The organism is Caminibacter profundus (genome assembly GCF_054657155.1).
The window spans coordinates 112018-138151 of the sequence record NZ_BAAHXC010000003.1; the positions used below are offsets into that span (position 1 = coordinate 112018).

Annotated in this window: 33 protein-coding genes; 25 read left to right on the forward strand and 8 right to left on the reverse strand. The window is 28.2% G+C overall.

Annotated elements, in window-relative coordinates; genetic code table 11:
• Positions 1 to 24 precede the first annotated feature (24 nt).
• The 9 genes from ACYQ1U_RS08455 to ACYQ1U_RS08495 all read left to right on the forward strand — a co-directional run bounded on the left by ACYQ1U_RS08455 (position 25) and on the right by ACYQ1U_RS08495 (position 5271).
• Positions 25 to 318, forward strand: a complete 294-nt coding sequence (locus tag ACYQ1U_RS08455; protein WP_459886776.1) for a hypothetical protein — start codon at positions 25 to 27, stop codon at positions 316 to 318.
• A 224-nt stretch (positions 319 to 542) separates the two neighbouring features.
• On the forward strand, positions 543 to 875 hold the full coding sequence (locus tag ACYQ1U_RS08460) for a hypothetical protein (protein ID WP_459886779.1): 333 nt from the start codon (positions 543 to 545) through the stop codon (positions 873 to 875).
• 31 nt (positions 876 to 906) lie between these two features.
• Positions 907 to 2667, forward strand: coding sequence for an invasion protein CiaB (gene ciaB, locus ACYQ1U_RS08465; protein ID WP_459886781.1), 1761 nt, complete (start codon positions 907 to 909; stop codon positions 2665 to 2667).
• Between the two features lie 2 nt (positions 2668 to 2669).
• Positions 2670 to 3071, forward strand: coding sequence for a TdeIII family type II restriction endonuclease (locus ACYQ1U_RS08470; protein WP_459886784.1), 402 nt, complete (start codon positions 2670 to 2672; stop codon positions 3069 to 3071).
• On the forward strand, positions 3040 to 3189 hold the full coding sequence (locus ACYQ1U_RS08475; protein WP_459886787.1) for a hypothetical protein: 150 nt from the start codon (positions 3040 to 3042) through the stop codon (positions 3187 to 3189). The genes ACYQ1U_RS08470 and ACYQ1U_RS08475 overlap by 32 nt, the downstream gene beginning before the upstream one ends.
• Before the next feature lie 21 nt (positions 3190 to 3210).
• Positions 3211 to 3456 carry a TdeIII family type II restriction endonuclease gene (locus tag ACYQ1U_RS08480; RefSeq protein ID WP_488193088.1) on the forward strand — a complete coding sequence of 82 codons (246 nt, stop codon included), beginning with the start codon at positions 3211 to 3213 and terminating at the stop codon, positions 3454 to 3456.
• Entirely contained in the window at positions 3453 to 4166 is a 714-nt protein-coding gene (locus ACYQ1U_RS08485) for a DNA-methyltransferase (protein WP_459886793.1), read from the forward strand. The genes ACYQ1U_RS08480 and ACYQ1U_RS08485 overlap by 4 nt, the downstream gene beginning before the upstream one ends.
• Positions 4167 to 4174: 8 nt before the next feature.
• Entirely contained in the window at positions 4175 to 4417 is a 243-nt protein-coding gene (locus tag ACYQ1U_RS08490) for a hypothetical protein (protein WP_459886796.1), read from the forward strand.
• The gene (locus tag ACYQ1U_RS08495; RefSeq protein ID WP_459886798.1) at positions 4414 to 5271 is read left to right on the forward strand and encodes a hypothetical protein; all 858 of its coding nucleotides are present in this window, start codon (positions 4414 to 4416) and stop codon (positions 5269 to 5271) included. Before ACYQ1U_RS08490 ends, ACYQ1U_RS08495 begins: the two co-directional genes overlap by 4 nt.
• A 10-nt stretch (positions 5272 to 5281) precedes the next feature.
• Here the strand turns inward: ACYQ1U_RS08495 and ACYQ1U_RS08500 are convergent, their stop codons facing one another.
• The 4 genes from ACYQ1U_RS08500 to ACYQ1U_RS08515 form a co-directional block, all read right to left on the reverse strand.
• Positions 5282 to 5836, reverse strand: a complete 555-nt coding sequence (locus ACYQ1U_RS08500; protein WP_459886801.1) for an HdeD family acid-resistance protein — start codon at positions 5834 to 5836, stop codon at positions 5282 to 5284.
• A gap of 200 nt (positions 5837 to 6036) precedes the next feature.
• On the reverse strand, positions 6037 to 7254 hold the full coding sequence (locus ACYQ1U_RS08505; protein WP_459886804.1) for a saccharopine dehydrogenase family protein: 1218 nt from the start codon (positions 7252 to 7254) through the stop codon (positions 6037 to 6039).
• Positions 7251 to 7718: a phosphoribosyltransferase gene (locus ACYQ1U_RS08510; protein ID WP_459886806.1), complete on the reverse strand. Its 468-nt coding sequence runs from the start codon at positions 7716 to 7718 to the stop codon at positions 7251 to 7253. The genes ACYQ1U_RS08505 and ACYQ1U_RS08510 overlap by 4 nt, the downstream gene beginning before the upstream one ends.
• Positions 7715 to 8908, reverse strand: a complete 1194-nt coding sequence (locus ACYQ1U_RS08515; protein WP_459886809.1) for a saccharopine dehydrogenase family protein — start codon at positions 8906 to 8908, stop codon at positions 7715 to 7717. Before ACYQ1U_RS08515 ends, ACYQ1U_RS08510 begins: the two co-directional genes overlap by 4 nt.
• Positions 8909 to 8970: 62 nt before the next feature.
• On the opposite strand from ACYQ1U_RS08515, the gene ACYQ1U_RS08520 reads away from it, so the two are divergent.
• From ACYQ1U_RS08520 to ACYQ1U_RS08570, 11 genes are all read left to right on the forward strand, one after another.
• Positions 8971 to 9858 carry a carbon-nitrogen hydrolase gene (locus ACYQ1U_RS08520; protein ID WP_459886812.1) on the forward strand — a complete coding sequence of 296 codons (888 nt, stop codon included), beginning with the start codon at positions 8971 to 8973 and terminating at the stop codon, positions 9856 to 9858.
• Positions 9830 to 10336 (forward strand): hypothetical protein, encoded by a 507-nt coding sequence (locus tag ACYQ1U_RS08525; RefSeq protein ID WP_459886815.1) that lies wholly within the window; start codon positions 9830 to 9832, stop codon positions 10334 to 10336. The genes ACYQ1U_RS08520 and ACYQ1U_RS08525 overlap by 29 nt, the downstream gene beginning before the upstream one ends.
• A gap of 194 nt (positions 10337 to 10530) precedes the next feature.
• Positions 10531 to 11280, forward strand: a complete 750-nt coding sequence (locus ACYQ1U_RS08530; protein ID WP_459886817.1) for a transporter substrate-binding domain-containing protein — start codon at positions 10531 to 10533, stop codon at positions 11278 to 11280.
• Positions 11261 to 11692, forward strand: coding sequence for a GGDEF domain-containing protein (locus ACYQ1U_RS08535; RefSeq protein ID WP_459886820.1), 432 nt, complete (start codon positions 11261 to 11263; stop codon positions 11690 to 11692). The genes ACYQ1U_RS08530 and ACYQ1U_RS08535 overlap by 20 nt, the downstream gene beginning before the upstream one ends.
• A complete protein-coding gene (gene rpe / locus ACYQ1U_RS08540; RefSeq protein ID WP_459886823.1) occupies positions 11689 to 12333 on the forward strand; it encodes a ribulose-phosphate 3-epimerase in 645 nt (214 codons plus the stop codon). The genes ACYQ1U_RS08535 and rpe overlap by 4 nt, the downstream gene beginning before the upstream one ends.
• On the forward strand, positions 12324 to 12926 hold the full coding sequence (locus ACYQ1U_RS08545; RefSeq protein ID WP_459886825.1) for a phosphoribosylanthranilate isomerase: 603 nt from the start codon (positions 12324 to 12326) through the stop codon (positions 12924 to 12926). Before rpe ends, ACYQ1U_RS08545 begins: the two co-directional genes overlap by 10 nt.
• Before the next feature lie 55 nt (positions 12927 to 12981).
• Positions 12982 to 14277: an NFACT RNA binding domain-containing protein gene (locus ACYQ1U_RS08550; protein WP_459886827.1), complete on the forward strand. Its 1296-nt coding sequence runs from the start codon at positions 12982 to 12984 to the stop codon at positions 14275 to 14277.
• Positions 14274 to 14510: a hypothetical protein gene (locus tag ACYQ1U_RS08555; protein WP_459886830.1), complete on the forward strand. Its 237-nt coding sequence runs from the start codon at positions 14274 to 14276 to the stop codon at positions 14508 to 14510. Before ACYQ1U_RS08550 ends, ACYQ1U_RS08555 begins: the two co-directional genes overlap by 4 nt.
• Position 14511: 1 nt before the next feature.
• Positions 14512 to 15252: a phosphatidate cytidylyltransferase gene (locus ACYQ1U_RS08560; protein ID WP_459886833.1), complete on the forward strand. Its 741-nt coding sequence runs from the start codon at positions 14512 to 14514 to the stop codon at positions 15250 to 15252.
• A gap of 2 nt (positions 15253 to 15254) precedes the next feature.
• Entirely contained in the window at positions 15255 to 16349 is a 1095-nt protein-coding gene (gene dxr, locus ACYQ1U_RS08565; RefSeq protein ID WP_459886835.1) for a 1-deoxy-D-xylulose-5-phosphate reductoisomerase, read from the forward strand.
• The gene (locus ACYQ1U_RS08570) at positions 16330 to 16968 is read left to right on the forward strand and encodes an HAD family hydrolase (RefSeq protein ID WP_459886838.1); all 639 of its coding nucleotides are present in this window, start codon (positions 16330 to 16332) and stop codon (positions 16966 to 16968) included. Before dxr ends, ACYQ1U_RS08570 begins: the two co-directional genes overlap by 20 nt.
• A 5-nt stretch (positions 16969 to 16973) precedes the next feature.
• Here the strand turns inward: ACYQ1U_RS08570 and ACYQ1U_RS08575 are convergent, their stop codons facing one another.
• Both ACYQ1U_RS08575 and ACYQ1U_RS08580 read right to left on the reverse strand, forming a co-directional pair.
• On the reverse strand, positions 16974 to 18428 hold the full coding sequence (locus ACYQ1U_RS08575; protein ID WP_459886840.1) for a TrkH family potassium uptake protein: 1455 nt from the start codon (positions 18426 to 18428) through the stop codon (positions 16974 to 16976).
• Positions 18410 to 19693 carry an NAD-binding protein gene (locus ACYQ1U_RS08580; protein WP_459886843.1) on the reverse strand — a complete coding sequence of 428 codons (1284 nt, stop codon included), beginning with the start codon at positions 19691 to 19693 and terminating at the stop codon, positions 18410 to 18412. Before ACYQ1U_RS08580 ends, ACYQ1U_RS08575 begins: the two co-directional genes overlap by 19 nt.
• Before the next feature lie 183 nt (positions 19694 to 19876).
• Between ACYQ1U_RS08580 and ACYQ1U_RS08585 the strand changes: the two genes are divergently transcribed.
• The 4 genes from ACYQ1U_RS08585 to ACYQ1U_RS08600 are packed head-to-tail and all read left to right on the forward strand — an operon-like array spanning position 19877 to position 23034.
• On the forward strand, positions 19877 to 20434 hold the full coding sequence (locus tag ACYQ1U_RS08585) for a pyruvate flavodoxin oxidoreductase subunit gamma (RefSeq protein ID WP_459886846.1): 558 nt from the start codon (positions 19877 to 19879) through the stop codon (positions 20432 to 20434).
• 9 nt (positions 20435 to 20443) lie between these two features.
• Positions 20444 to 20842 carry a 4Fe-4S dicluster domain-containing protein gene (locus ACYQ1U_RS08590; protein ID WP_459886849.1) on the forward strand — a complete coding sequence of 133 codons (399 nt, stop codon included), beginning with the start codon at positions 20444 to 20446 and terminating at the stop codon, positions 20840 to 20842.
• Positions 20843 to 20852: 10 nt separating this feature from the next.
• On the forward strand, positions 20853 to 22070 hold the full coding sequence (locus ACYQ1U_RS08595; RefSeq protein ID WP_459886852.1) for a 2-oxoacid:ferredoxin oxidoreductase subunit alpha: 1218 nt from the start codon (positions 20853 to 20855) through the stop codon (positions 22068 to 22070).
• A 10-nt stretch (positions 22071 to 22080) separates the two neighbouring features.
• The gene (locus ACYQ1U_RS08600; protein WP_459886854.1) at positions 22081 to 23034 is read left to right on the forward strand and encodes a thiamine pyrophosphate-dependent enzyme; all 954 of its coding nucleotides are present in this window, start codon (positions 22081 to 22083) and stop codon (positions 23032 to 23034) included.
• A 347-nt stretch (positions 23035 to 23381) separates the two neighbouring features.
• Here the strand turns inward: ACYQ1U_RS08600 and ACYQ1U_RS08605 are convergent, their stop codons facing one another.
• Both ACYQ1U_RS08605 and luxS read right to left on the reverse strand, forming a co-directional pair.
• Positions 23382 to 24314: a magnesium transporter CorA family protein gene (locus ACYQ1U_RS08605; protein ID WP_459886857.1), complete on the reverse strand. Its 933-nt coding sequence runs from the start codon at positions 24312 to 24314 to the stop codon at positions 23382 to 23384.
• Positions 24315 to 24448: 134 nt separating this feature from the next.
• The gene (gene luxS, locus ACYQ1U_RS08610; RefSeq protein WP_459886860.1) at positions 24449 to 24979 is read right to left on the reverse strand and encodes an S-ribosylhomocysteine lyase; all 531 of its coding nucleotides are present in this window, start codon (positions 24977 to 24979) and stop codon (positions 24449 to 24451) included.
• A gap of 329 nt (positions 24980 to 25308) precedes the next feature.
• Here luxS and rpsB point away from each other — a divergent pair, with 329 nt between their 5' ends.
• A complete protein-coding gene (rpsB, locus tag ACYQ1U_RS08615) occupies positions 25309 to 26133 on the forward strand; it encodes a 30S ribosomal protein S2 (RefSeq protein ID WP_459886863.1) in 825 nt (274 codons plus the stop codon).
• The last annotated feature ends 1 nt before the right edge of the window (position 26134 follow it).

A 26134-nucleotide genomic window follows, 5' to 3' on the forward strand; every position in this document is an offset into this window, starting at 1 on the left:
GGATTTTTAATTTAAAGGAGTAAAATGTTTGTTTTAGGAATTCCTGTAAAAGACGATGTATGTGTTTCAAGTAAAGAAGCAGAAAAGTTTGCAAAAGTTTTTGTAGAAAATGGAGAAATAAAAAAAATTGAATATCTTGATAATAGAGACGATTTAGTAGGAGTTGTTCACTTTTTTATCACACCAAAAGAAGAATATGTATTTGACTTTTTAGAAGCAGGTGCAGAACCTCTTATGACCCCTACAAATAATATGAGTATAAATAATATAGTTGAAGCATTTTTATTTAGAGAACTTTATTCTTATGGTTCAATATAATTAAATTTATATCAATTCTCATTATATTGATCTAAGTTTACAATATCATAATACTTACTTGTAAGGGCAAGGTAAGAAAGTTTTCCTTGGCCATTATTTCATACATAAATGGTGTTGTTAAAACACACTTAATATTTGAGTCTGTTATGAAAAATTATAGAACTTAATTTAATGAGAATTGGTATAACTTTTAAAAAATAATAAGTAATTTTTAGGGAGTTATAATGAATGCAAAATTAATTGATGAAATTATAGGTAATGAGGCTAATATAAATATAGGTGTAACGAGTGAAGAGATTAAAAATTCTCTTAATAATGAAAAAAGAAATATAGAAGTTTTAGATGAAGAATTAAATGCTAAGAGATATTATCATTTTATAATTATAGATAAAAATATTAAAATTAAATCTTTTTTTAGGGCTCTTAGGAATGGAGGATATTTAATCTCTTTAGTAGAATTGGATGATAATGAATTATATGATATTGGTTTTAGTGCTTTAAATAGAATGGATGGGCTTTTAATTGCTAAGAAAGTTCATTCTTGGAACGATTGGTAAAATAGAAAGTAATAAAAAATAAAGGATAACAATGTTTTTAGAAGCGGCTTATGAAGTTGTTAGACTTAGAGATGAAAGAATAAATAGCTATTTTAAAAAATTACCTGATGATTTGCAAAAGTTATTTGAAGATATTTTAAATGCTCTTAAACTTGAAGTAAATGAAGAAAACTTGCTAGCATTAAAAAAAAGATTTTTTCATCTAAGAGAAGACAGTATCATAAATTTACTTAGAAAAGGGAATTTTTCAAAAGAGGAGATTCAAGAAATTCAACTTGATTTATATGAACTTACTAAAGACTTTTGGTTAAAAGAACATGAAAAACTTATAAATGAACTCTCACCATTTATAGGTCCTTTTTATGCTGAGATTTTAAGAGGTGTTCATAAAATAGGAATAGCTTTTTCTAAATGGCAGTCTTTGTGGACTAAACATATTATTCATACAATAAATGATGAATTAACTAAAGAGTTTAACGGTGATGAAGCAAAAGTTATGTCGTTTTTATTTGAAAATGATTTATTAGATAAAGACGATGATGAAGTAGCTGAGAGATGTTATTCAGTACTTGTAAAAAGCGAAAGTGGTAAATATTTAGTTAGATGTTATAGTGAAGTTTTTGAAGAAGAAGTTGAAGAAGCAGTTAGAGCTATTGATGAATTAATTGTAAATTTAGAATCACTTGAAGATGAATATAAGCTAGAGTGGGTTTTATATTTTAATGCTCTAAAAACTGCCTTGCTTGAGAAAAACAGACAAGAAATTATAAAAAAATGGGCTAGTGTAGATAAAATTTGGATGGATATAAAATCTCCTATTCAAGTAGGTCATCCACTTGAATATTATGAAGATAAATATAGAAAAGCAGTAGCACTTGAACTTGATGTAAGAATCAAAAATCCGAATTTGAAAAGTGAAGTAAAAGATAACATTGTAAAAATGTATAAAAAGTATTGTAATGATGAAAAACTTTTAAATATTGCATTAAAAAATATTGAAAAAACACAGCTTTTAATTTCTAGCCCAGCAACATTTTATGGGGCAGAATTTAATGGACTTTTTTCAGCTCAAGTTGTTCCAAATGATGAGAAGGTTAGTGCTGAGAATGGTAAAAAAATATTTGCTTTTGTAGATAAAGTATATGAGGATATTAAAGCAAGACCTAAAATGTTAATAAGCTATGAAATTTTAGGAAAAGAATTTATGGATAGGTTTTATGAAGAATTAAGAGACAAAGAGAAATTTATAAAAGTTTATGATATTACTACAATAGGACATGAATTTGGACATATTTTGTGGGTTGATGAGGCTACAGAGAGTGTTATGAATAAATCTGGTATGTTTAAAAATGTTGAAGAGTTTAAAGCTACAGCAGGTGGATTAATGGCGTTTTTTGAAAATGAGGATAGTGAATTGATAAATTCCGTTCTTGATGATGTTATAAAAAGGGCGGTGGGGCTTGTCGCATGGATGGAAGTTGATGAGGTGCTGCCTTATTATATGGAAGGTCTGATTCATTTAACCGGATTGTTTGAAAGCGGAGTTATAAGCTTTAACGGAAGTAGTTTGGAATATGATTACAGTAAATATGAAGCTTTAAAGAAATGGTACAAAAACACATATCTGGATTTAGCTGATTTGTATGTAAGAAAAGCAGATGCAAAAATTTTTTTGGATAAATTTATTTACAAAAGTAAAAATTATTTTCCTCTGAATAAAAAAGCAGATGAATTTGTTAGGTATTATTACAAAAGATACAGGGAAATTGGAGATAAGATTTATAAGGAATAAAAATGGAAAAATCTATAAGACAAATAGTTAAAAGTTCGGTTGAAAGTTTTGCAATTGGATTTGAAAATAGACATATTACTGAAAAAGATAATCCAAATGGTACAATAAATATGAAAATACACAATCCTTTTATTTCAATTTTAGGAGAAGAAATACAATATTATACAGCTTTAGTTAGGTCATTTGATAGTGCTTTAGGAAATATGATTGAAAAAATGGCTATTAATATAGCCGGTTTGTTTTTTAAAGTTTCACAGAGAGTTGAAGGAGAAATTTATGAAGAACAAATTATAAAAATTGCTGAATTATTAGAAATGTATAAAACATATCAAAAAAAGCCTATGTTTGATGATTATAAATTATTAAAGATAGATGGTAAAGGCAAAAAAAATAAAAAGACATGAAAGTGATTATTATTTATTTGATGAAGAAGAAAACTTTCATTATTTAATTGAATTAAAAATCGGAGGAGATTTAGATAATAAAAAAGCAAGAGCAGAAAAAGAAGCCTTGTTTGAATAATATTCTATTTTGTATAATAATTTGAAAAGTGATAATATAAGATGTTTTTTTGCTACAGCTTATAATAGATTTGGAGAAGACAAAGAATGGAAACAGGGAAGAGTTTTACAATTTTTTTCAAAAGAAGAATTGTTAATAGGTAAAAACTTTTGGAATTTTATAACAAAAAGAAATAATGGATATGATATTGTGTTAGATGAATATGCTAATAATTCTAAAATAATAAAATCGGCTTTAGAAAATATAAAAAGGACTTATTTAAAATGAAAGAACATTATAAACTTTATTTAGGTGATGCATTGGAAAAAATAAAAGAAATTCCTGATAATAGTGTAGATTTAATTTTAACTGACCCTCCATATAATTTAAGTGAGTATTCGACTGGAAATATGAAATTTTCTTGGAGAAGTGAGATAAATAATGATGTTGCTGAGTGGGATAAAGGATTTGACCCGGCTATTTATAAAGATGAATTTTTAAGAGTTCTTAAACCTAAGGGTAATATTTTTGCATTTTGTTCTTATAATTTAATAGGTAGATGGCATGAAATATTTGATCCTATTTTTGATACTTTTCAATTTTTTGTATGGCACAAAACAAATCCAACTCCTAAATTTAGAAAAGCAGGGTTTTTAAATAGTTGTGAGTTAATAGTATGTATGTGGAATAAAGGACATACTTGGAACTTTTTATCTCAAAAAGAGATGCATAATTTTTTTGAAAGTCCAATTTGTATGGGAAAAGAGAGAGTAAAAAATCCAAAACATCCAACTCAAAAACCCCTTAAATTATTAAAGCATATTATAAAAATAGCAAGTAATGAAGGAGATGTTGTTTTTGACCCTTTTATGGGAGTTGGTTCAACTGGAGTTGCAGCACTTGAAATGAATCGAAAGTTTATAGGTATAGAAATTAATGAAGAGTATTTTGAAGCTGCTAAAAAAAGAATAGAAAAATTTCAACCAGTATTATTATAAGGAATATAATGAAACTAGATTTAAGTGTAGAAAATATAAAAATATTGAATGATAAATGCCAGGCTCAAGATAAACATCTATATGAATTTTTAAAAGAGGAGTATCCCAAGCTTTCTACAGAAGATAGATTGAAGTATTTAGCAACTGTTTTAAATGATTATTTTGAAGATTATTATTTTGATGAAAAAGCTGAGAGGTATAGAGAAGATGGATATTCAATTGTAAAATTTTGGCCAAAAGGAAAAAAATGAGAAAATTATTATTAAGTGCTGTTTTTGCAGTTTCTTTAATGGCAGGAGAGTTTGATTTTGGAAATGGAACTTTGAAGATAAAAGGTGGTTTTTTAGGTCTTGATAGTGAAAAAAGTGCAAATGTTGTTTCTTATTCTTTAAGTGAACAACACAAAAATTTTTTTTCTACAAATTGGTTTTATAAATATAATATTACATGGTTTCAATCAAAAGATGTCGTAAATGCTCAACAAAGTGTTAATGTAAATTTAAATGGTTCACAAACTAATTTAATTTTACCTATGACTGATTATAAATATGAAGGACTTGATGCTAATTTTGTTTTAGGAAAAGATATATATAAACAAAAAGATTCTCATTTAGGTATTGGTTTGTTGCTAGGAATATCACTACCATGGATAGAAAGTAAAAAAGATAGTGATAATAATGATGATACAAGTTCATATATATTAAATTCAATGAAAAAGAGTAAAACAGAAATAAAAACTTTTAAAATAGGACTTAATGTTAATGTAAATAAGGATTTTAATAGATTTTTTGCATTATATGCTAGTGGAAGTTATGCATATCAGACAGGAAATGTAAAAAATGATTATGCAAATGTTGATTCAAATTCAGAAGGTAACTTTAAAGCATTTGAAGCAGGTTTGAGATTTACTCCATTTTCATATAAGAAAAAAATAGGAATGATTACACTTACACCAAAATTATATTTTACATTAGGTTATAGATACTCTTATTGGAAACTAAAAGATATTGCTATTGATATTACAGGTAATAATATTTTATTTGGTAAGAATAGTTTAGAAATTAAAACATCTATTGGATATGTAGGAGTAGGATATAGTTTTTAGGATATACGACTTAATTGTCGTATACTCCTTTTTTTGCAAGCCATCCTAGATAAACTAAGACAATTCCATCCATTAAAAAACTAACACCTACTATAATACCAACAGTAAATGGCGCACTAAATGGCCAATTCATTAGCATAATAATTCCAAGAATAAAACTAAAAACGCCATTTATAATGGGCATCCACCATCCCTTAAGAGGTTTTAAGTCAAATGCCATTTGAAATGAAGCAAATGCATCAATAAAAAAGTACGCTGCAAAAATAATTGCAACTGCAGCAATCCCACTTGCAGGCCAAATTAAGAGTAAAATACCTGTAATTAAAAGCATTAATACTTTAAACCATGCACCTGCACTTTTATTGTGAGCTTTAAAAGTAATATAAGCTTGTACTATACTACTACTAATAAACAATGCACCTAGAAAAATGATAAAAGCTATACTACCAGCTACTGGATTAATAATAGCGAGCATTCCAGCAATTGCAGTGATAATACCAGCAATAATTGATGGAGTACTAAACTCTTTTAATTTTTCTTTGTCAATATTGTTTGTGATAAACATTTCACCCCTCCTTAAAAATTTAATACCATTCATAAAATTAAATATTGCACCGTTTATCCAATTTATCCTATCTATTAAAGTGATAAAAGGATATATGATAAATGTAACTTTGTTTATGGTAATAGGTATTATAACTCTTTTTATATGAGTGTGTCAAGTAGATTGAGTGGATGGGGCAAAAGAAAAGTGAAGGTCTTATATTAGTCGTCTATTGGAAGACCAACTGTAGGAAGTTCTTCAATAAACCATGGAAGACCGTGTTTATTGAGTGCATACATAAATGGACGAGCTGGAAATTCTTCCATATTTTTAACTCCACTCTCAAACCAAGTTTTAGTAGCTATCATTTTAGCACCAATCATAGCCGGAACTCCTGTTGTATAGCTTACACATTGAGCTCCAACTTCTTTGTATGCACATTGATGGTCACAAATATTGTAAATGTAATATCTTTTTTTCTTTCCGTTTTTATATCCTGTTACTACTACACCTATATGTGTTTGCCCTTTTGTTCTTGGACCTAAGCTTGCTGGGTCAGGTAATACTTTTTTTAAGAATTCCATAGGAGAAATTTTGCAACCTTCACAAATTTCAATTGGTTCAATACTAGTCATTCCTACATTCTGTAAAGCACGTAAGTGCCACAAGTATTTATCAGAAAATGTCATAAAAAATCTAGCTCTTTTGATTGAAGGGAAATTTTTAGTGAGGCTCTCAAGTTCTTCATGATAAAGCAAGTAGCTAGGATATTTTCCAACTTTTGGATATTCCCAATCAAACTTAATACTCATTGGTTCAATTTCTTTCCATTCACCATTTTCCCAGTATTTACCTTTTTGAGTAATTTCACGAATATTTATTTCTGGATTAAAGTTTGTAGCAAATGGATATCCATGATCACCTGCATTACAGTCTAAAATATCTAAATACTCTATTTCATCTAAGAGTTCTTGTGCTGCAAAAGCAGTAAATACATTTGTAACTCCTGGGTCAAATCCACTACCAAGCAAAGCCATAAGTCCTTTTTCTTTGAATGCTTCATCTTTTTCCCATTGAAGTTTATACTCAAACTTTGCCTCATCTGGATGTTCATAATTTGCTGTATCTACATAATGAGCTCCAGCTTCAAGACATGCATCCATAATAGCTAAATCTTGATAGGGAAGTGCAACATTTAAAACAATTTCACTTTTTGTATCATTGATAAGCTTAGCAGTTGCATCTACATCCATTGCGTCAATTTCAGCTGTTTTAATAACAACTCCAAGCTTTTCTTTAATATCTTTTGCTATATCGTCACATTTACTTTTTGTTCTACTTGCAAGTACAATATTTTCAAAAATATCGTTATTCATAGCTGCTTTAAATGTAGCAACTCTTCCAACCCCTCCTGCACCTATTATTAATAAATTGCTCATAATAACTCCTTATTTGCTAATTTTTGCCCTTCATCATCCCAAAAAAACACTATCCATTCTTTTGCTTCTTTTATAGTGAAGTTTGGCATAATTTTAGTATGTTTTTTATAAAAAATTGTAGCAGTTTTTATTTCTAATTTAGGATACTTTTCTTCTAAAACTTTTATAACTTCTTCTAAAGTTTCACCACTATCACTAATATCATCAATAAGCAAAACTCTTTTTTTGTTACTAAGATCTGGAATATTAAAAATTTTTGGTTTTCCTATTTTTTTATCATTTTCATACGAGATTGCATTTAGAGTATAAATTTCTCTTGTATTAAGCCTTTCAGCTAAAAAATGTCCTATCGTCATACCTCCTCTTGCTATAGCTAGTAGGCAATCAGGGGCAAAAGAAGAAATGTCTTTAGTTAGTTTATCTAAATCTTTTATGAATTCTTCGAAAGAGTAAAATTTTTTCATTTTTTTTCTACCACTTTTATAGGAAGCCCCTGTTTTTCCATCTCTTCAAAAAACGGCTTTGCGTCGAATTCTTCTACATTTTTAACACCTATATCCCACCAAATTTTTTTAGCCATTAATTTACATCCAATAATTGCTGGTACTCCTGTTGTGTAGCTTACACAATGTGCCCCGCTCTCTAATATAGCCTTTTCGTGATTACAAATATTGTAAATATAAAACTCTTTATTAGTTCCGTCTTTTTTACCTCTAACGATTACACCGATATTTGTTTTTCCTTTATAGTTTTTAACTAAATCTTGTGGGTCTGGTAAAACTTTTGCAAGGAATTGAAGAGGAGATATTTTGCATCCATCACAAATTTCAATAGGCTCAATACTGAACATTCCTACATTTTTTAATGCATTGAAATGATATAAGTATTGGTCGCTAAAGCACATATAAAATTTTGCACTTTTTAAACTTGGGAAGTGCTTTACAATACTTTCAAGTTCTTCATGCCAAATTAAAATGCTTGTAGCTTCTCCACACTCTGGATAAGGATGTTTTACTTGAATTTCAAAAGGCTTTGTAGTTTTCCATTCACCATTCTCCCAATATTTACCAGGTAAGTTAAGTTCTCTTAGATTAATTTCGGGGTCAAAATTTGTAGCAAATGCACGTCCATGATTTCCAAAATTACAATCATAAATTTCAACTTCTTCTATTTTCTCTAATAGATAATCAGCTGCATATTTAACCATTATAGATGTAACTCCTGGGTCAAATCCACACCCAAGAAGTGCCACTGTATTTGCTTTTTTAAAATCGCTATCAAGTGCCCATTGTAAGTCATAATAAGTATCTGGGTTGTCTTCGGTTTCAGCTAGAGCTGTATCTAAATAAGCTGTGCTAGTTTCAATACAAGCATGCATTATTGGTAAGTTTTGATAAGGGAGTGCTACATTACATACAATATCTATATTTTCTTTTTTAATTAAATCTACTACATTTTCTTTTTTATTTGCATCAATTGCATATGTTTTAATATCAACGCCTAATTTTTCTTTAATATCTTTAGCAATGTCGTCGCATTTACTTTTTGTGCGGCTAGCGAGTACTATTTTATCAAAAGTATCTAGATTTTTTGCTGCTTTAAAAGCACTAACTCTTCCAACGCCACCAGCACCAATTATTAATAAGTTTGCCATATCACTCCTTTTTAGAAAATTATAACATTTTTTGTGATATAATCACTAAAAAAAGGTTGTTTATGAAAGTTTCTTTAATTCAGCAAGAGTTCAAAGGCAGTAAAGAAAAAACAGTGGCTCATACTCTTGAGATGATAAAAAAGTCTAGTGGAGAGCTTGTGATTTTAGAGGAACTTCATCAAAGTGAGTATTTTTGTAAATGTGAAGATACAAAATTTTTTGATTATGCAGAGAGCTTTGAAAAAGATGTAGAGTTTTGGAAGAATGTAAGTAAAGAACAAGATATAGTACTTGTTACATCTCTTTTTGAAAAAGTAATGGATGGAATTTATTATAATACCGCAGTTGTTTTTGATAGAGGCAAACTAGTTGGAACTTATAGAAAAACCCATATTCCTGATGATCCTGGATTTTATGAAAAATTTTATTTTACTCCCGGCGATAAAATAGAACCTATTTATACTAGTGTAGGAAAACTTGGGGTCCTTGTGTGTTGGGATCAGTGGTATCCTGAACCAGCTCGTATTATGGCTTTAAAAGGAGCTGAGGTTTTAATTTATCCAACTGCTATTGGATGGCTTATGTGTCCTGAAGATAGAAGGGATGAGTTGTGTGAAAAAGAAAATACATTAGAAGAAAAAGAAAAAATGCTAAATGCTTGGACTTCTGTACAAAGGGGTCATGCAGTAGCAAATGGAGTATATGTAATTGCTGTTAATAGAGTAGGAAAAGAGAAGGATCCTTCAAATGTGCTTGGGGGAATAGAATTTTGGGGGAGAAGTTTTATATATGGGCCTCAGGGTGAGATTATAAAAATGGCAGGCGATAAAGAAGAGATTATTGAAGCTGATATAGATTTAAAAAAAGCTAGCGAAGTTAGGAAAATTTGGCCATTTTTTAGAGATAGAAGGATAGAACTTTATGAATGTATTAATAGGCGTTATTGTTAGTTTTGTTTTTTTAGATGCTTTTAATTTATATGTGCCAAAAGAATTTAGAGATATAAATATATCAAATGCAAATATTAGACTTTTAAAAAATGTAAATAAAATTAATTTTAATAATTCATTAGCATTGCTAAGTTATAAATATTTACCATTTATTTTGGAAAAAAATTTAACAATGATTACTCAAATTGGTGAAATTGATAAATATATTTTAACTCATAAAAAGTCATTAAGTGAGCTAAAAACAGTAGCAAATTTAGATTATGCTAGTAAAATTTTGCTTGATAGTGTAAATGATAATTACAAAAGTGTAAAAGGAAATTTAAAAGATTTTTTAAATAATAAATTTGATGCGATTGTTTTTAATAAAAATATAGAAAAAGAAGGTATTTTTAATTTTAGATTAAAAGATTATGATATTGAAATGAATAAATATTTTTTAGTTGGTTCAAGAGATTTTATACAAAAAATAGAAAAATAATAAAAAAAATTAATATTTATTTTGAAACTAATTTTAATGTTAGAAAAGACTTAGTTTATAAATCATTGATTATAAGTAGTTTATATTAAATAAAAAAATTAACTTTAATAAAATATTATTTGAAAATTTTCATTTAAAAAGAGAGATGAAAGAAGATCCTTTAATTGTAGAGGTTACTTCAAACTTGCCCCCTTTTGCGATATATGAATAATGGTTATTTATATGGAATAGGTGTTGATTTTTGGAAGTTAATAGCAAAAAAGGCAAAATTAAAGTATAAGTTAAAATTAGTTTCTTCTTGGTCAAAAGTTTTGGAAGATATAAAAGAAAAAAAGGCGGATTTAGCTATTAATACTACTTCTATGTTTGATAAAGAAAAATATATTCTGTTTTCTAAGCCATATGTGTCTTTTCCTCTGGCAATAATTTGTAAAGATAATGAAAATTTTAATTCTATTGAAGATATAAAATCAATTTCAGTTGTTAAAAATTTAACAGTTGACAAAGTTATGAAAGAACATTACCCAAATATAAATTATATAGAAACAAAAACAACTTTTGATGCTTTAAAATTAGTAGAAAACAAAAAAGCTCAATGTGCTGTTGATATATTGCCTAGTATTTTATGGGTTATAGACAAAAATCATTTAATGAATTTACAAATTGCATTTAAAACACATTTTAAGTTACATCTCCAAATTATGATAAGAAATGATAGACCTGATATTCTTCATCGAATTAATTCAGCAATTTCCCAAATATCACCAAGTGAAAAGCAAAAAATTGTAGATAAATATATTGGCTCAATTGTAGTTGAGAAAAAAAATTTTGATATAAAATATCTAATTATTATATTAGCTATACTTATAATAATATTTTATATTTTTATAAGTAAATACAAAAAAATAAAAAAGGAATTAGAAGTTGATAAACTTATTAAATAGAAAAGGAGTTAAGAATAAATTAAAAGAAATAAAAAAAGGAAGTATATTATTTTTTGATGTTGATTTTTTTAAAAAAGTAAATGATAATTATGGTCACGAATTTGGGGATTTTGTTTTGAGTGAAATAGGAAAGACTTTAAAAAATATATTTAGAAAAAGTGATATTGTAGGAAGATGGGGAGGGGAAGAGTTTATTGTAGTGTTACCTGAAACTAGCTTTGAAGATGCAAAAAAAGTTGCTAAAAAATTAAGAAAAACTATTGAAAATTATGATTTTAAAGGCAAAAAATTTACTATTTCAGTTGGTGTTAGTGAATATAATGGAAATTTAGAAGAATCGTTAAAAAAAGCAGATATTGCATTATATCAAGCAAAAAAATCTGGAAGAAATCAAGTGAAAGGAAGAAAATGAAAATAGCTCCAAGTATTTTAAGTGCAGATTTCGGTAATTTAGCAGAAGATGTTAAAAATGTATGTATTGCAGGTGCGGATTTTATTCATGTTGATGTAATGGATGGCCATTTTGTACCAAATATGACAATGGGACCTATGATAGTAGAAGCAGTAAGTAAAGCTAGCACGGCCCCTCTTGATATTCATTTTATGGTTGAAAATATTCCATTTTTTATAGATATGTATAAGCATTTAAAACCTGAGTTTATAAGCTTTCATATTGAAGAAGAAAAACATATAAATCGTGTAATTCAAAAAATAAGAAATGAAAATATACGCCCAGCAGTTGTTTTAAATCCAGCAACACCTGTAAGTTTACTTGAATATATCGTAGCTGATGTTGATATGGTTTTATTAATGAGTGTAAACCCAGGGTTTGGTGGGCAAAAATTTATTCCAAGTGTTATTGATAAAATAAAAGAGTTAAGGGAACTCTCTGATAGGAAAAATCCAAGTCTTTTGATAGAAGTTGATGGAGGAGTAAATGATAAAAATACCCCTTTACTTAAAGAGGCTGGAGCTGATATATTGGTTGCTGGTAGTTTTATATTTAAAAGTAATGATTATAAAAAAGCGATTGAAAGTTTAAGATGCGAGTAAAAATCTGCGGTATTACAAATTATGAAGACGCAAAAATTTCTTGCGATGCTGGTGCGGATGCTTTAGGGTTTGTTACATATGAAAAATCTCCACGGTTTATTAAAGTTGATGAGATAAAAAAAATAATAGAGAAACTTCCTCCTTTTGTAGTGAAAGCAGTACTATTTGTAAACTCAAGTGCTGAATATGTAAATGAGGTAATGAAATATACAAAAGCTGATGTTGCTCAAATTCATTTTGAAGTTGATGATGATTTTTATGAGAAGTTAACTTGCAAATATATAAAAGTTATTAGAGCAAAAGAAAAAGAAGATATTAAAAAGTTAGAGAGTGAATATAAAATAGTTGATGCATATGTACCTGAGTATGGTGGAAGTGGGAAGAGAGTTGCACTTGAATGGTTTGAAAATCGTGATAACTCAAAAATTATTCTAGCAGGTGGTCTTACACCTGAAAATGTATTTGAAATAGGAAGATTTGGGTTTTATGGAGTTGATGTAAGCAGTGGAGTAGAAAAAGCTCCAGGAATTAAAGATAAAAGAAAAGTGAGACGTTTTGTAGAAATGGCAAAATATGGACTTAGATGTGGGTAAATTAAGTAGTTAAGTTCCAAGTGCCAGGTTCTGAGTTTATAAATTAAGGAAGTAAATGAAAGCGTTTGTTTTAAAGAAAATAGCTGAAAAACTAAAAAATTATAAGTTTATAAGAAAAGCATTTAGAGTTGATGAAAATTTAGTTTTTATGCAGTTTGATAAGGATAAATATTATTTTGATTTAACCAAAGGCAAAGGGGATATTTATATTAATATTGATTATCCACTTGTAAAAAAATTTAGAGCCCCTTTTGATATAGCAATAGAGAGAAAATTTACAAAATCACAAATTATTGATGTTAAAGTGAAAGAAAGAATTCTTACAATACTAGTTAAAAATCATAACAAGTTCAAAGAAGAAGTAGTAAAAATTAGATTTGAGTTTACAGGACGTTATACAAATGCAATAATTTTAGACGAAGAAGATATTATAATTGAATCATTAAGACATATAAGTGAGAATGTCTCAAGCCGTGTTGTAAAACCTGGAATTAAATTAAAAGAGCTTCCTTCTATTGATATTAAAGAAAAAGTATTTGAAATCCAAGATTTAGAGGAGTATACAAAAGAAGTTTTTAATAAAAAATATCAAGAAAGATTACATCAAAAAAAAGAGACAATTTTAAACAGGATTAATAAAAAAATAAAAGAAATTGAAAATAAAATAAAAAAACTTCAAAATAAAGATGAACTTTTAAAACAGGCTGAAATTTACAAAAAATATGCCGATATTGCCATGGTGAATTTATATCATATAAAGCCTTATCAAAAAGAATTTAAAACAGTTGATTTTGAAGGAAATGAAATAACTATACCTTTACCTGAACTAAAAAATATAAATGAAATTGGAAACTATTATTATAAACTATCAAAGAAAGCTAAAAAAAAGGCAGAAAATCTACATATAGAAAAAGAACATTTAAAAACTCAGATTGAGTTTTTAAAAAATTATAAAAAATTAGTTGAAAATGCTAAAAATTTAAGTGATCTTAAAACTTATGAAACGCCTAGGAAAGAAAAAAAAGAAGATGAAAATATTGCTAAGTTTTATTTTGATGATTATTTAATAATGGTCGGAAAAAATGAAAAAGGAAATATAAAATTATTAAAACAAGCAAATGCAAATGATTTATGGCTTCATATAAAAAATCATCCAGGTGCTCATGTAATTGTAAAAAATAATAAACTTTCACTAAATGATGATATAATTAAAAAAGCAGCTGAGTTTGCAGTAGCATTTAGTGGAAAAAGTGAAGGAGAAGTTGATTATACAAAGAGAAAGTTTGTAAAAATTAAAGATGGTGCAAATGTTGAATATGGAAAATATAGTACCACAAAGGTGAAATTATGATGATTCATAATATAACTTTTATAAATCAAAACTCTCATGTGCCTTCAGTGGTAATGTCAGACTATGTTGCAAGAGAAGTAGTTAGTAAAGAAGTTCAAAAGGTAATTGAAGAGGATAAAGAATTAAAAGTAAAAGAGATAAGGCCAATAGAAAAGATTGAAAAGATTTTACCGGAAGACTCTTCAAAAGAAGATATTAAAAGAGAAGCAAAACACATTAATTTAAAGGCATAAAATGAAAGAAAGAGTTATTACAGGAGTTATTTTAGTAGGGCTTTTATTAGTAGTTGGATTAATTAATAATCCTTATTTAGTCAAGTTTGTAATTGTTTTAATTGCTATAGCTTCAATGTATGAAGCAAGAAAACTTTTTGGAATAGAAAAAGATGTTTTTTACTTTTTAGGAGTTTTAAGTTTTTTTAGTATATTTATTAATCCTTTGTTTATTGGTATTGTAGGTGTTTTAAGTATTGCAGGGTTTATTGCTTTTTATCAAAAAGATATAACTTTAATAAGTCTTGCATTTTATCCATTTTTACCTTTAATGATTTTGAGTGAGCTTTATGTTAAAACAGGGGTAGGAGTGATAGGTTGGCTTATTTTGATAATTGCTTTGACTGATTCATTTGCTTATTTTATAGGTAAAAATTTTGCTAAAAAATTTATTCCGCAAGGTTTTTCTATTACTTCTCCAAATAAGTCATGGGAAGGTGTGATTGGAGGAGTAGTTATAGCAACTATTTTTGGAAGTATCGTAGGACTTGTATTTTTTAACTTTTTAAATAGTTTTTTAATTGTATTTGGAGTAAGTATATCTAGTGTTTTTGGAGATTTGTTTGAGAGTTTTTTAAAAAGGAGAGCTGGAGTTAAAGATAGTGGAAATATACTGCCGGGTCATGGAGGAGTTTTAGATAGAATTGATGGATATCTATTCGCAGCGCCTTTAATGTGGGCTATAATTCAAGCGATAGGTTAGAGATGGTAGTTCTTGGTTCAACTGGTAGTATTGGTGTAAATACACTTGAAATTGCAAAAAAGTATAATTTAGATATTGAAGTATTAGTAGCTGGGAATAATTATAAGTTATTAAACAAGCAAATTAAAGAGTTTAAACCAAAATATGTAGTAGTAAAAGATAAAGAAACTGCCAAGAAAATTGATTTTAAGAATGTAAATTGGGGTGAAGAAGCTATTTTAGAAGTTTTAGAACAAAGTGAAAGTAATTTAGTAGTAAATGCATTAGTTGGTGAAGCAGGGTTAAAACCAACTCTAAAAGCTCAAAGTCTTAATAAAAAAATAGCCTTAGCAAATAAAGAATCACTCGTTATTGCTGGAAAATTTATAGATACTTCTAAAATTACTCCAATTGATAGTGAGCATTTTGGATTATGGTATCTTTTAAGTTCCAAGTTCCAAGTTCCAAGTTCCAAGTTTAAAAAACTTTATATTACAGCAAGCGGTGGAGCTCTTAGGGATTGGCCTATCGAAAAATTAAATGAAGCTACTTTAGAAGATGTGTTAAATCATCCAAATTGGTCTATGGGCAAAAAAATTACTATTGACTCAGCTACAATGGTAAATAAACTGTTTGAATTACTTGAAGCTAGGTGGTTATTTAAAACTACAGAAATTGATGCTTTTATAGAAACAAAGTCTATAATTCATGCTCTTATAGAGTGGATTGATGGAAGCACAACTGCTCATATATCTAAAACAGATATGAAATTACCAATAGCCTTTGCAATTTTAGAGAAAATCAATGATGAAATTTTAGTTCCTGTTAATTTGCTTAAAGTCGGTAGTTTGGAATTTAGAGAGATTGAGCCATTACATTATCCTGTATGGAATGTTAAAGATTTACTTCTTCATAATCCAGATTTAGGAGTAGTTGTAAATACAGCAAATGAGTTTGCAATTGAAATGTTTTTAGTCAAAAGGATAGGGTTTTTAGATATAAGTACAATAATTTTAAAAAGTATAGAAAAATTTGAAAATATAAGAATAAATAGTATTGATGAGATATTTGAAATCAAAAATGAAGTAAGGAAATGGTGTGAGAGTAATTTTATTTGACCTTGATGGGACTCTTATAGATTCAACAGAAGCTATTTTAGAAAGTTTTGATGTAGCATTTACAACACTTAATAAAAAAACTCCAAGTGAAAGTGAAATTAAAAAGTTAATAGGACTGCCTCTTGATGTAATGTTTAGGAATTTAGGTATTGAAGAGGGAGTATGGGACTATGTAAAAGCTTATAAAAAACATTATAGAGAAATTTCAACTAAAAAAACTAGATTATTACCTCTTGCAAAAGAAGCTATAGATGAAGCTATTAAATTTGCAAGACTTGGAATTGTAACTACAAAAACGGCACTTTATTCAAAAGAGCTTTTAGAACATTTTGGAATAATTAAGTATTTTGAGGTATTAATTGGAAGAGAAAATGTAGAAAAGCCAAAACCTCATCCAGAACCTGTATTAAAAGCTTTGCATCAAATGAATGCACAAAAGGAAGCTACTTGGATGATAGGAGATACGTGTCTTGATATGGTGAGTGCAAAAGAGGCTGGAGTTAAGTATATTGGTGTAAGATGGGAGTATGAAAATGAACAAAATTTGAGAAAATGTACTAAGATTATAAAACCAAACGTATTTGAGGCAGTGCAATATATTAGAGAAAATTTAAGATGAAAAAATTAAAATTTTTTCCAAAAATCTTTGCTTAGAAGTATTAATACAGTATAAAACTCAAGTCTTCCGATAATCATACCAACAGCTAAAATAAATTTTTGAAAATCACTAAAAAACTCAAAATTATCAACAGGTCCCACATGACCAAATCCAAGTCCAATATTTCCTACACATGCAATTGATGCACTAAGGGCGGTTAAAGTATCATATCCACTTGCAAATAAATATAAAGCAATAGCAGTTACTGTTAGTAAGTAAAGAAAAATTAAGGCACTTACATTATTAATGATACTATGAGAAACTATTTTATTATCAATTTTTACTGAAAGTATGATATGAGGTGATAATATTTTTTTTATTTGATATTTTAGGTTTTTAAACATAACCACAAACCTAATAATTTTAATACCACCAGCTGTACTTCCTGCATTTCCACCTATTAACATTGCAATAAATATAAAAGCAATAGCATTATATCCCCATTGAGAGTAATCAACTGTAGCAAATCCTGTAGTTGTAAGTATTGAACTTATTGTAAAAAAACCATTTGTTAAGGTAAAAAATAGAGAATCATTTGAATTTAAATAATGAACTAGCGATACGCCAATAGAAAGGACTATAAAAACTATAAAATACCATTTTATTTCTTCACTTTTATATCCACTGAAATCTCCTTTTAGGAGTTTTATATGAGCTATAAAGTTTATACCTGAAATTAACATAAAAATGGTTGTAGTCCATAAAATCCAAGGATTATTAACCCAATATCCAAGAGACTCACTTTTTGTTGAAAAACCACCAGTGGAAACAGTAGCAAAAGCATGATTTATTGCATCGAAAAAATTCATCCCTTCAATATTTAAAAGAATTAAATCAAGTATAGTTAAAAATATATAAATTCCCCAAAGTTTAAGGGCAGTATGTTTTAGTTTTGGAGTTACTTTATCTGGTGTTATTCCTGTTGATTCAGATTTAAAAAGTGTCATACTACCAGTTGGATTAATAAAACTTAAAAGACCAACACCTAAAACTATAATACCCATACCGCCTACCCAGTGCATTAAACTTCTAAGAATTAATGCACTTTTTGGAAGATTAGATATATCTGAGTAAATAGTAGCTCCTGTGGTAGTAAAACCACTAATGCTTTCAAAAAAGCTATCTATAAAGTTTATATGAGTTAATATCATTAAAGGAATTGCACCTAAAATTCCCATCATAAACCAGACTAAATTTACACTTAAAATAGCATTTTTTATATTCATTTCAATTTTGTGATTACGAAGTATAAATAAAATTGTTGAAAATATAAAAGCTGTACTAATTTCAAAAATTAAAAATTTTTTTATATTTTCATTGTAGATTATTCCTGTAATTAAAGAAATAGAAAAAAATATAATAATTATAAGGCCAATGATACTTAAAAGCTTTAATATGTTTTTTATAGTTTTTCGATCCATGTTTTATTTCCTGAAAAATTAAATTCTATCACTATATCTTCTGGAAGAACTTTAAATGTATTTGTTATTTCAATGATTTTTTCATCTCTTATAATAAGTATTTTTGCATATTCTTTAGGGGGAGTTATTTCTTTTTTGTTAAATATTTTTTTTATAAAAATTTTACCTTTTGACCCTAAAAAAAATCTTTCATAAATTAATGATTGAGAATCAATATCTTCAAGTATTTCATAATATGCGGCAATTTTCGGGCCTCTTATGATTGATAGATTTAAAGAATGCATTATTGAATAATAACTTAAATTGTTATTTACTGTTATTATTTTTTTTACACCTAGTTTTTGAGCTTGTATGGATTTTATGATGTTATCTTCATCCTGTAAAGATGCTGTAATTATTACATCAGAATATTTGATTTCTTCATTATAGAAAATTTCGTCATCATCATATGAAGTATTAATAATTTCAATATTATCACTTAGTATATTTGCTGCTTTGGATGCTTTATCTGAATCTTTTTCTATTATTTTTATATTTAAATTCATCTCTTTTAATGTATTTGCTATTGTAACTCCAAGAGGAGTTGCTCCAAAAATTGTTACATTTGAAATATTATTGGGTGAAATCGTATCTATTTTTGAGGATATACTTTTTATTTCTTTTATATCTCCAAAAATATAAACTAAATCTTTGTCTTGTATTGTTGCATTTCCATTAGTAAAAGTAAAATCTTCTTTTCTTTTTATTCCAACTACTATTATATTATCTTTGTTTATTTCTTCTATAGAAATTATTTGCGGACTTTTTGCTGTAATTGATACTAATAAATAATTTATAAAAGGAAATGATTTAATATTATTTGCTTTTGGGAAATACATAAGTTTTGCAATAGATGAGGCAGTTAGAACAAAAGGAAAAATTAATCTGGAATTTAGTATTTTATAAAAAGGAGAAGAAATATAATCAATATTAGATAATCTTATAATTGAATGTTTTATTTTTATTTTATTATTCAATATAATATTTGCTACAATATTTATTTCATCAATATTAGTTACGCATATTAAATAATCATAATAATTATCTAGATATTCTGATATTAAAGGATTTCTAATATCTGAATGAATAGTCAATACATCTATATTGTTATAAATTTTTTCTAGTGCTTTTTCATTTTTATCTACTATTGTAACATTATGGATTTTGCTTAAAGACTTAGCTAAAAAGTATCCAACTTTTCCAGCACCTACTATTAATATATCCATAAAGGACCTTTAATTTTGATAGTATATTATACATTAAAAAAATATTTTTCATACAAATTCATTACAAAAAGTTACATTAAATAAATAATTTTTTACCCTTATTTATAAATGAGAGAAAAATTATGCTATATTAATAATACTTTAAGTCATTTTTAGATAAAATATGCAAAAAAAAGGATAAATATGCTACAAATAAGATGGCACTCTCGTGCAGGACAAGGTGCAGTAACTGGAGCAAAAGCACTTGCTGATGTAATGGCAAGAACAGGAAAATATGTTCAAGCTTATTCTGTTTATGGTGCGGAAAAAAGAGGTGCACCTATGACTGCTTATGATAAGATTGATGATAATCCAATTTTAGACCATTCAAAATGGATGGCACCTGATTATGTACTTGTAATTGACCCATCACTTGTATTTCAAGAAGAAATAGTTGATAATACAAATGATGATACTATTTTTATTGTTACATCTCATATGGATAAAGATGATTTAGTAAAAGTTGCTAAACATCTTGAAGGAAAAAAACTTTATGTAGTTGATGCTATTAAAATTTCACAAGAAGAAATAGGCAGAGCTATACCAAATACACCAATGCTTGGAGCATTTATAAAAATAAGCAATATTATTCCTTTTGAAGACTTTTTAGTATCAATTGAAGATATTCTTTCAAAATTCCCTCAAAAAATTATTGAAGGTAACTTAAGAGCTATTAAAAGAGCTTATGAAGAAGTAAAATAAGGAGAAATTATGGCAACACCTAAAGAAATGTTAACTACTTGGGATAATGTTCAATTTGGAGCAGTGCTTCCATCGTTTGAAGACCCAGATAAAAAAGTAAGAAGTAAATTTCATTCATATAATTATACAGTAGCTGACTGGAGAGTAGAGAAACCTGTATTTAATAGAGAATTATGTATTGATTGTGATTTTTGCTGGGTAAGCTGCCCTGATAGTTGTTTTATTGTAGAAGAAGTTGAAAATAAAAGAGGTAAAAAACAAGCAAAAATAGTTGGAATTAACTATAACCTATGTAAGGGTTGTGCGGTTTGTGTGGAAGTATGTCCTACACCTATTAAATCGCTTTTAATGTTCCCTGAATATGTAGACAATGAAGAGGCATTAAAACAATGGCCTAAAAAAGATTAAAGGAAAGAGTATGGCTGAAAGATATGAACTAAAACAAAAGGAAGTTTGGGACGGAAATATGGCGGCGGCTCACGCCCTAAGACAAGCACAAGTTGATGTAGTTGCAGCATATCCAATTACACCTTCTACTCCAATTGTTCAAAACTATTCACAGTTTCTTGCAGATGGATATGTTGATGGTGAATTTATTATGGTTGAATCAGAACATTCTGCAATGAGTGCGTGTGTTGGTGCAGCTGCTGCTGGAGGTAGAGTGGCTACTGCTACTTCATCTCAGGGTTATGCGTTAATGGTAGAGGTTTTATATCAAGCAAGTGGTATGAGACTTCCTATTGTTATGACGGTTGTAAATAGAGCACTTGCATCTCCACTTAATATTCATGGAGACCATAGTGATTTATATCTAGGACGTGATGCTGGATGGATTCATTTAATTGCAAATAATCCTCAAGAAGCTTATGATTTAACTTTATGCGCATTTAGAATTGGAGAAGATGAGAGAGTTAGACTTCCAGTTACAACTAACCAAGATGGATTTTTAGTATCACATACAGCTCAAGTGGTAGAACCACTTCAAGATGAAGATGCTTATAAATTTGTAGGTGATTATAAAGCTAAAAATCCTATGCTTGATACTAAAAATCCTGTAACATATGGTGCTCAAACAGAAGAAGAATGGCATTTTGAGCATAAAGCTAATCAACATAAAGCTTTAATGGATAGTTTTCCTGTAATTGAAGAAGTACTTAGTGATTTTGAAAAAGTTAGTGGTAGAAAATACAATATTGTAGAAACTTATAAACTTGAAGATGCTGATATAGCACTAGTTTTAATGGGAAGTGCTTATGAGACTGCAATGTTAGCAATAGATAGAGCAAGAGAAGAAGGAATTAAAGTAGGACTTTTAATGCCTAGGGTATTTAGACCATTCCCTTACAATGAAATAGCAGAAAAACTTAAAAATGTAAAAGCAATAGCAGCTCTTGATAGAAGTGCTCCAATGGGAACAACTGGTGCACTGTATAATGAAGTAGCAGGAGCTCTTGCAGCAAATGGACAAAGTGCTATTATGACAAATTATATTTATGGTCTTGGTGGAAGAGATACAACTGTAGAGCATATGCTAGAAGTGATTAAAGAAACTAATGAAAATGCAAAAGCTGGAAAAAGAGTTACTCCTCTACAAGGTTTTATTAACCTAAGAGGACCAAAACTTTCATTTAATTAAGGAGTTTTTTATGAAAAAGATAGGTAATTTAAAAGAATTTGCATGTACTCCTGATAGGTTCCAAGGTGGGCACAGGTTATGTCCCGGTTGTGCTCATTCTATGATAGTTAGAGAAGTAGTAAATGCTACTGATGATGATTTAGTTATATCTACTGCTACTGGATGTTTAGAAGTTTGTAGTGCTATTTATCCATATACTTCATGGGATGTATCTTGGATTCATATCGGATTTGAAAATGCAGCAGCTGCTATTGCTGGTGCAGAAGCTATGCATAAAGCTCTTAGCAGAAAAGGTAAACTTTATAATCCAGACAAAAGAGTAAAATTTGTAGCATTTGGTGGTGACGGTGGTACTTATGATATTGGTTTTCAGTCTCTAAGTGGTGCAGTAGAAAGAGGACATGACTTTTTATATGTATGTTTAGATAATGAGAACTATGCAAATACTGGAGGTCAAAGAAGTAGTGCAACTCCAATTGGGGCTCATACTACAACAAGTCCAAGAGGAAGAGTTTCATATGGTGAAAAGCAAAAGAAAAAAGATTTAACTATGATTATGGCAGCTCATGGTTGTCCATATGTTGCAACAGCAATTCCTAGTACAAAACATTGGAAAGATTTAGCTCAAAAAGCTGCTAAAGCAATTGAAACAGTAGGACCAACATTTATAAATGCATTAAGTCCATGTACAACTGAATGGAAATTCAAACCAGAAGAAACTACTGAAATTTCTGATTTAGCAGTTGAAACTTGTGCGTTTCCTTTATTTGAAATAGTGGATGGTTGCAAATTAACTATTACTTATAGACCAAAACAAAAGCTTCCTATTGAAGAGTATCTTGGAAGACAAGGAAGATTTTCTCATTTATTCAAACCTGAAAATAGATGGATTATTGAAGAGTGGCAAAAACAAGTTGATGAATATTGGGATTATTTGCAAAGAAGAGAAGAAGCTGGAGTTTAAGCTTCTTTTTTTGTTTTTTTGTATAAATCAATAGTAACTGATACTATTTTGATTGTAAAAGCTTCTAAATTAAAGTTTTATTACAATCTTTATTTAATCACTTGCTTAATTTTCCTCTCTATTTCAATAATTTCAATTTTTTCGTTTTATTTAGTCAGTATCTAAAATATGACAGTACACGGATTAGTGTTTTAACTGTGAGGGAGGCTATCTTATTTAGCAAAATCTGATACTTTAGCGAAAGTTAGCAATAAGCTTTATATTTGGTTTTTGAAATGAAGTTTTTAAAAGGTATGTAAAGTTATTTTTTTGTATTTTGTATAACTTTATTTTTTATTCTAGGTTTATTAAATCCACTTTTTCTTTTTAAGCCAGATAAATATACCTCCGGCTATAGAAATATTTATAACCCAAGCCATTAAATATCCATATTTCCAATCAAGTTCTGGCATATATTTAAAATTCATTCCGTAATTTCCAACAACGAATGTTAGTGGCAAAAATATAAGTGAAATAGCTGCTAAGCGTTGCATAGCTTTATTCATTTTAGTAGATAATATACCCATATGTAAGTTTAATAAATATCCAGTTCTATCAAGTAGTGTTCTTGATTCATTTACTAAATATTTTAAATGTTCATTTAAGTCAATAAATTCATATTTTAATTTTTTTCTAATAGTTGGAGAAAACTTATTATATGCTCTATTGATAACATCTTTTTCTTGGATTGTTACTTTTGAAATTCTATTTAGAGTTCTTCTTGCATAGTAGATATCTTTTTGTAACTCATCTTCTTCTATGTTCTCATGAAAAATACTGTCTTCTAAATCTTCTAATGTTTCGTCTATAACATCAACTATTAGAATAGTATTATCTATTAAGATATCGGCTATCAAATATGTCACGTATTCAAACTCTTGATTTTTATATCTTTTTTCAAACTTTTTTGCAAGTTCTGTAATGATTTCTTTTTCTTCTGCTAAAACAAAAAATTTACTTCTTGTAATAATTATAACAACATTGCTATCATCATAAAGTAAATTTTCATCTTCATCAAATCTTATATATTTTAGAATTAAGAGTTTGAAGTTTTCAGTTTCTTCATAAGTAATAGATTGGTCTTCACTTTGTATATCTTCTATAAAACTTTCATGAAATCCATTACTTTTAAGCCAGTTTATAATAATTTCATTTTTAACAGTAGAGAATATAATTTGTTTTTGATTTTCTTTAATGTTTATGTTTTGTTTTTTTTCAAGTTTATCAGTAAAGATAAACATAAAACCTCCTTTTGGAGGTTGCAGGGGCTAAAAATTTGGACAAATTTATAGCCTCTACAACCTTTTTGATAATTATAACAAAAAGAAATTGAAAATAGAGAAAAATGAAGAATTAAAAAATTTTTTAAGTTTGTTTATCCTAAAACTATAATTTCTTTGCTATCAACATCACATATATTTTTTATATTTTTAGGATCAATTGCTAAATTTTCATTTTCCATAACAACTATTTTCTGTTCAAGTATATGATTTGCTACTTTTTTAGCAGATTCAAGCGAGTGTAAGTAACAACTTCCACATTGATAAATATTTGCTTCTGGGATTTTCTCAGTATTTAAAATATTTTCCATTGACTTTTTAAAAGCTTCAATTATTTCTTTATCTTCAGGTTCGCCAATTACACTCATATAAAACCCTGTTCTACAACCCATTGGTGAAATATCTATAATTTCATAATTTAGCAGATTATCTCTCATATATCCAGCAAATAAGTGCTCAAGAGTATGCATTGCTTTTTCACTAATTATCTCTTTATTTGGTTTTGCAAACCTTAAATCATATACAGTAATGATATCGCCTTTTGGAGTTTTTACTTTTTTTGCAATTCTAATAGCAGGAGAAGGCATTTTTACATGATCTACTAAAAAACTATCAAGCATTGGCATAATAAATCCTTTATTTTTAATAGTAGGCACTGACTAAATAGACTCAACAAGAATGTAAATTTTTTAACACTACGAAAAAGCTAAAAAGTGCAAACCGCTTCTCTTTGAGTGCACTTTTTTTAACGCTTTTTCTTCGTTAAAATTTACAATTGTTTCGCTATATTTAGTCAGTGCTTTTTACTTTACATTTTTTATTGTAATTATATCTTAATTTTGATAAAATTATATTTCATTCCTCACCTCTCAATCCTTGGACGGGTTGCAGTTAAACTGTTAATGGGGAGGGAGGCTAAACCCAATCCAAGAAAAATATAATTCAAGGAGCAAAAATGGCGTGTAATGTAACAATGAAAGATTTATTAGAGTGTGGTGTACATTTTGGTCATCAAAGAAGAAGATGGAATCCAAAAATGAAAAAATACATTTTTGGTGTTAGAAAAAATATTTATATTATAGACCTTCAAAAAACATTAAGACATCTAAAATATGCATGTAATATAGTAAGAGATGCAGCAGCAGAGGGTAAAACTATTCTTTTTGTAGGTACAAAAAAACAAGCAGTAGAAGCTATTAAAGAACATGCTGAGAGAGCTGGTATGCCATATGTAAATCACAGATGGCTAGGTGGTATGCTTACAAACTTTAAAACTATTCAAAAGTCAATTAGAAAACTTGAAATTATTGAAAAAATGCAAGAAAGTGGTCAAGTAAATCTTTTAACTAAAAAAGAAAGATTAATACTTGAAAGAAGAAGAGCAAAACTTGAAAAAGTTCTTGGTGGTATTAGATATATGAAAAAACTTCCTGATATGCTTTTTATTGTTGATACTGTAAAAGAAAAAATTGCAGTTCAAGAAGCAAATAAACTTGGTATTCCAATTGTAGCACCTGTTGATACAAACTGTGATCCTGATTTAATCGATTATCCAATCCCAGGAAATGATGATGCAATTAGAAGTGTTAACCTTTTCTGTAAAACAATGGCTGATGCAATCATTGAAGGTAAAGAAATGGCAGAAAGCGTAGCTGAAGAACCAGTTAGTGAAGAAGAAATTCAAGAAGAAATTAAAGAAGTAAAAGAAGAAGCTAAAAATGAGAGCAAAAGTGAAGAAGAAATTGCAAAAGAAGTTGAAGAAATAAAAGCTAAGGAGTAAA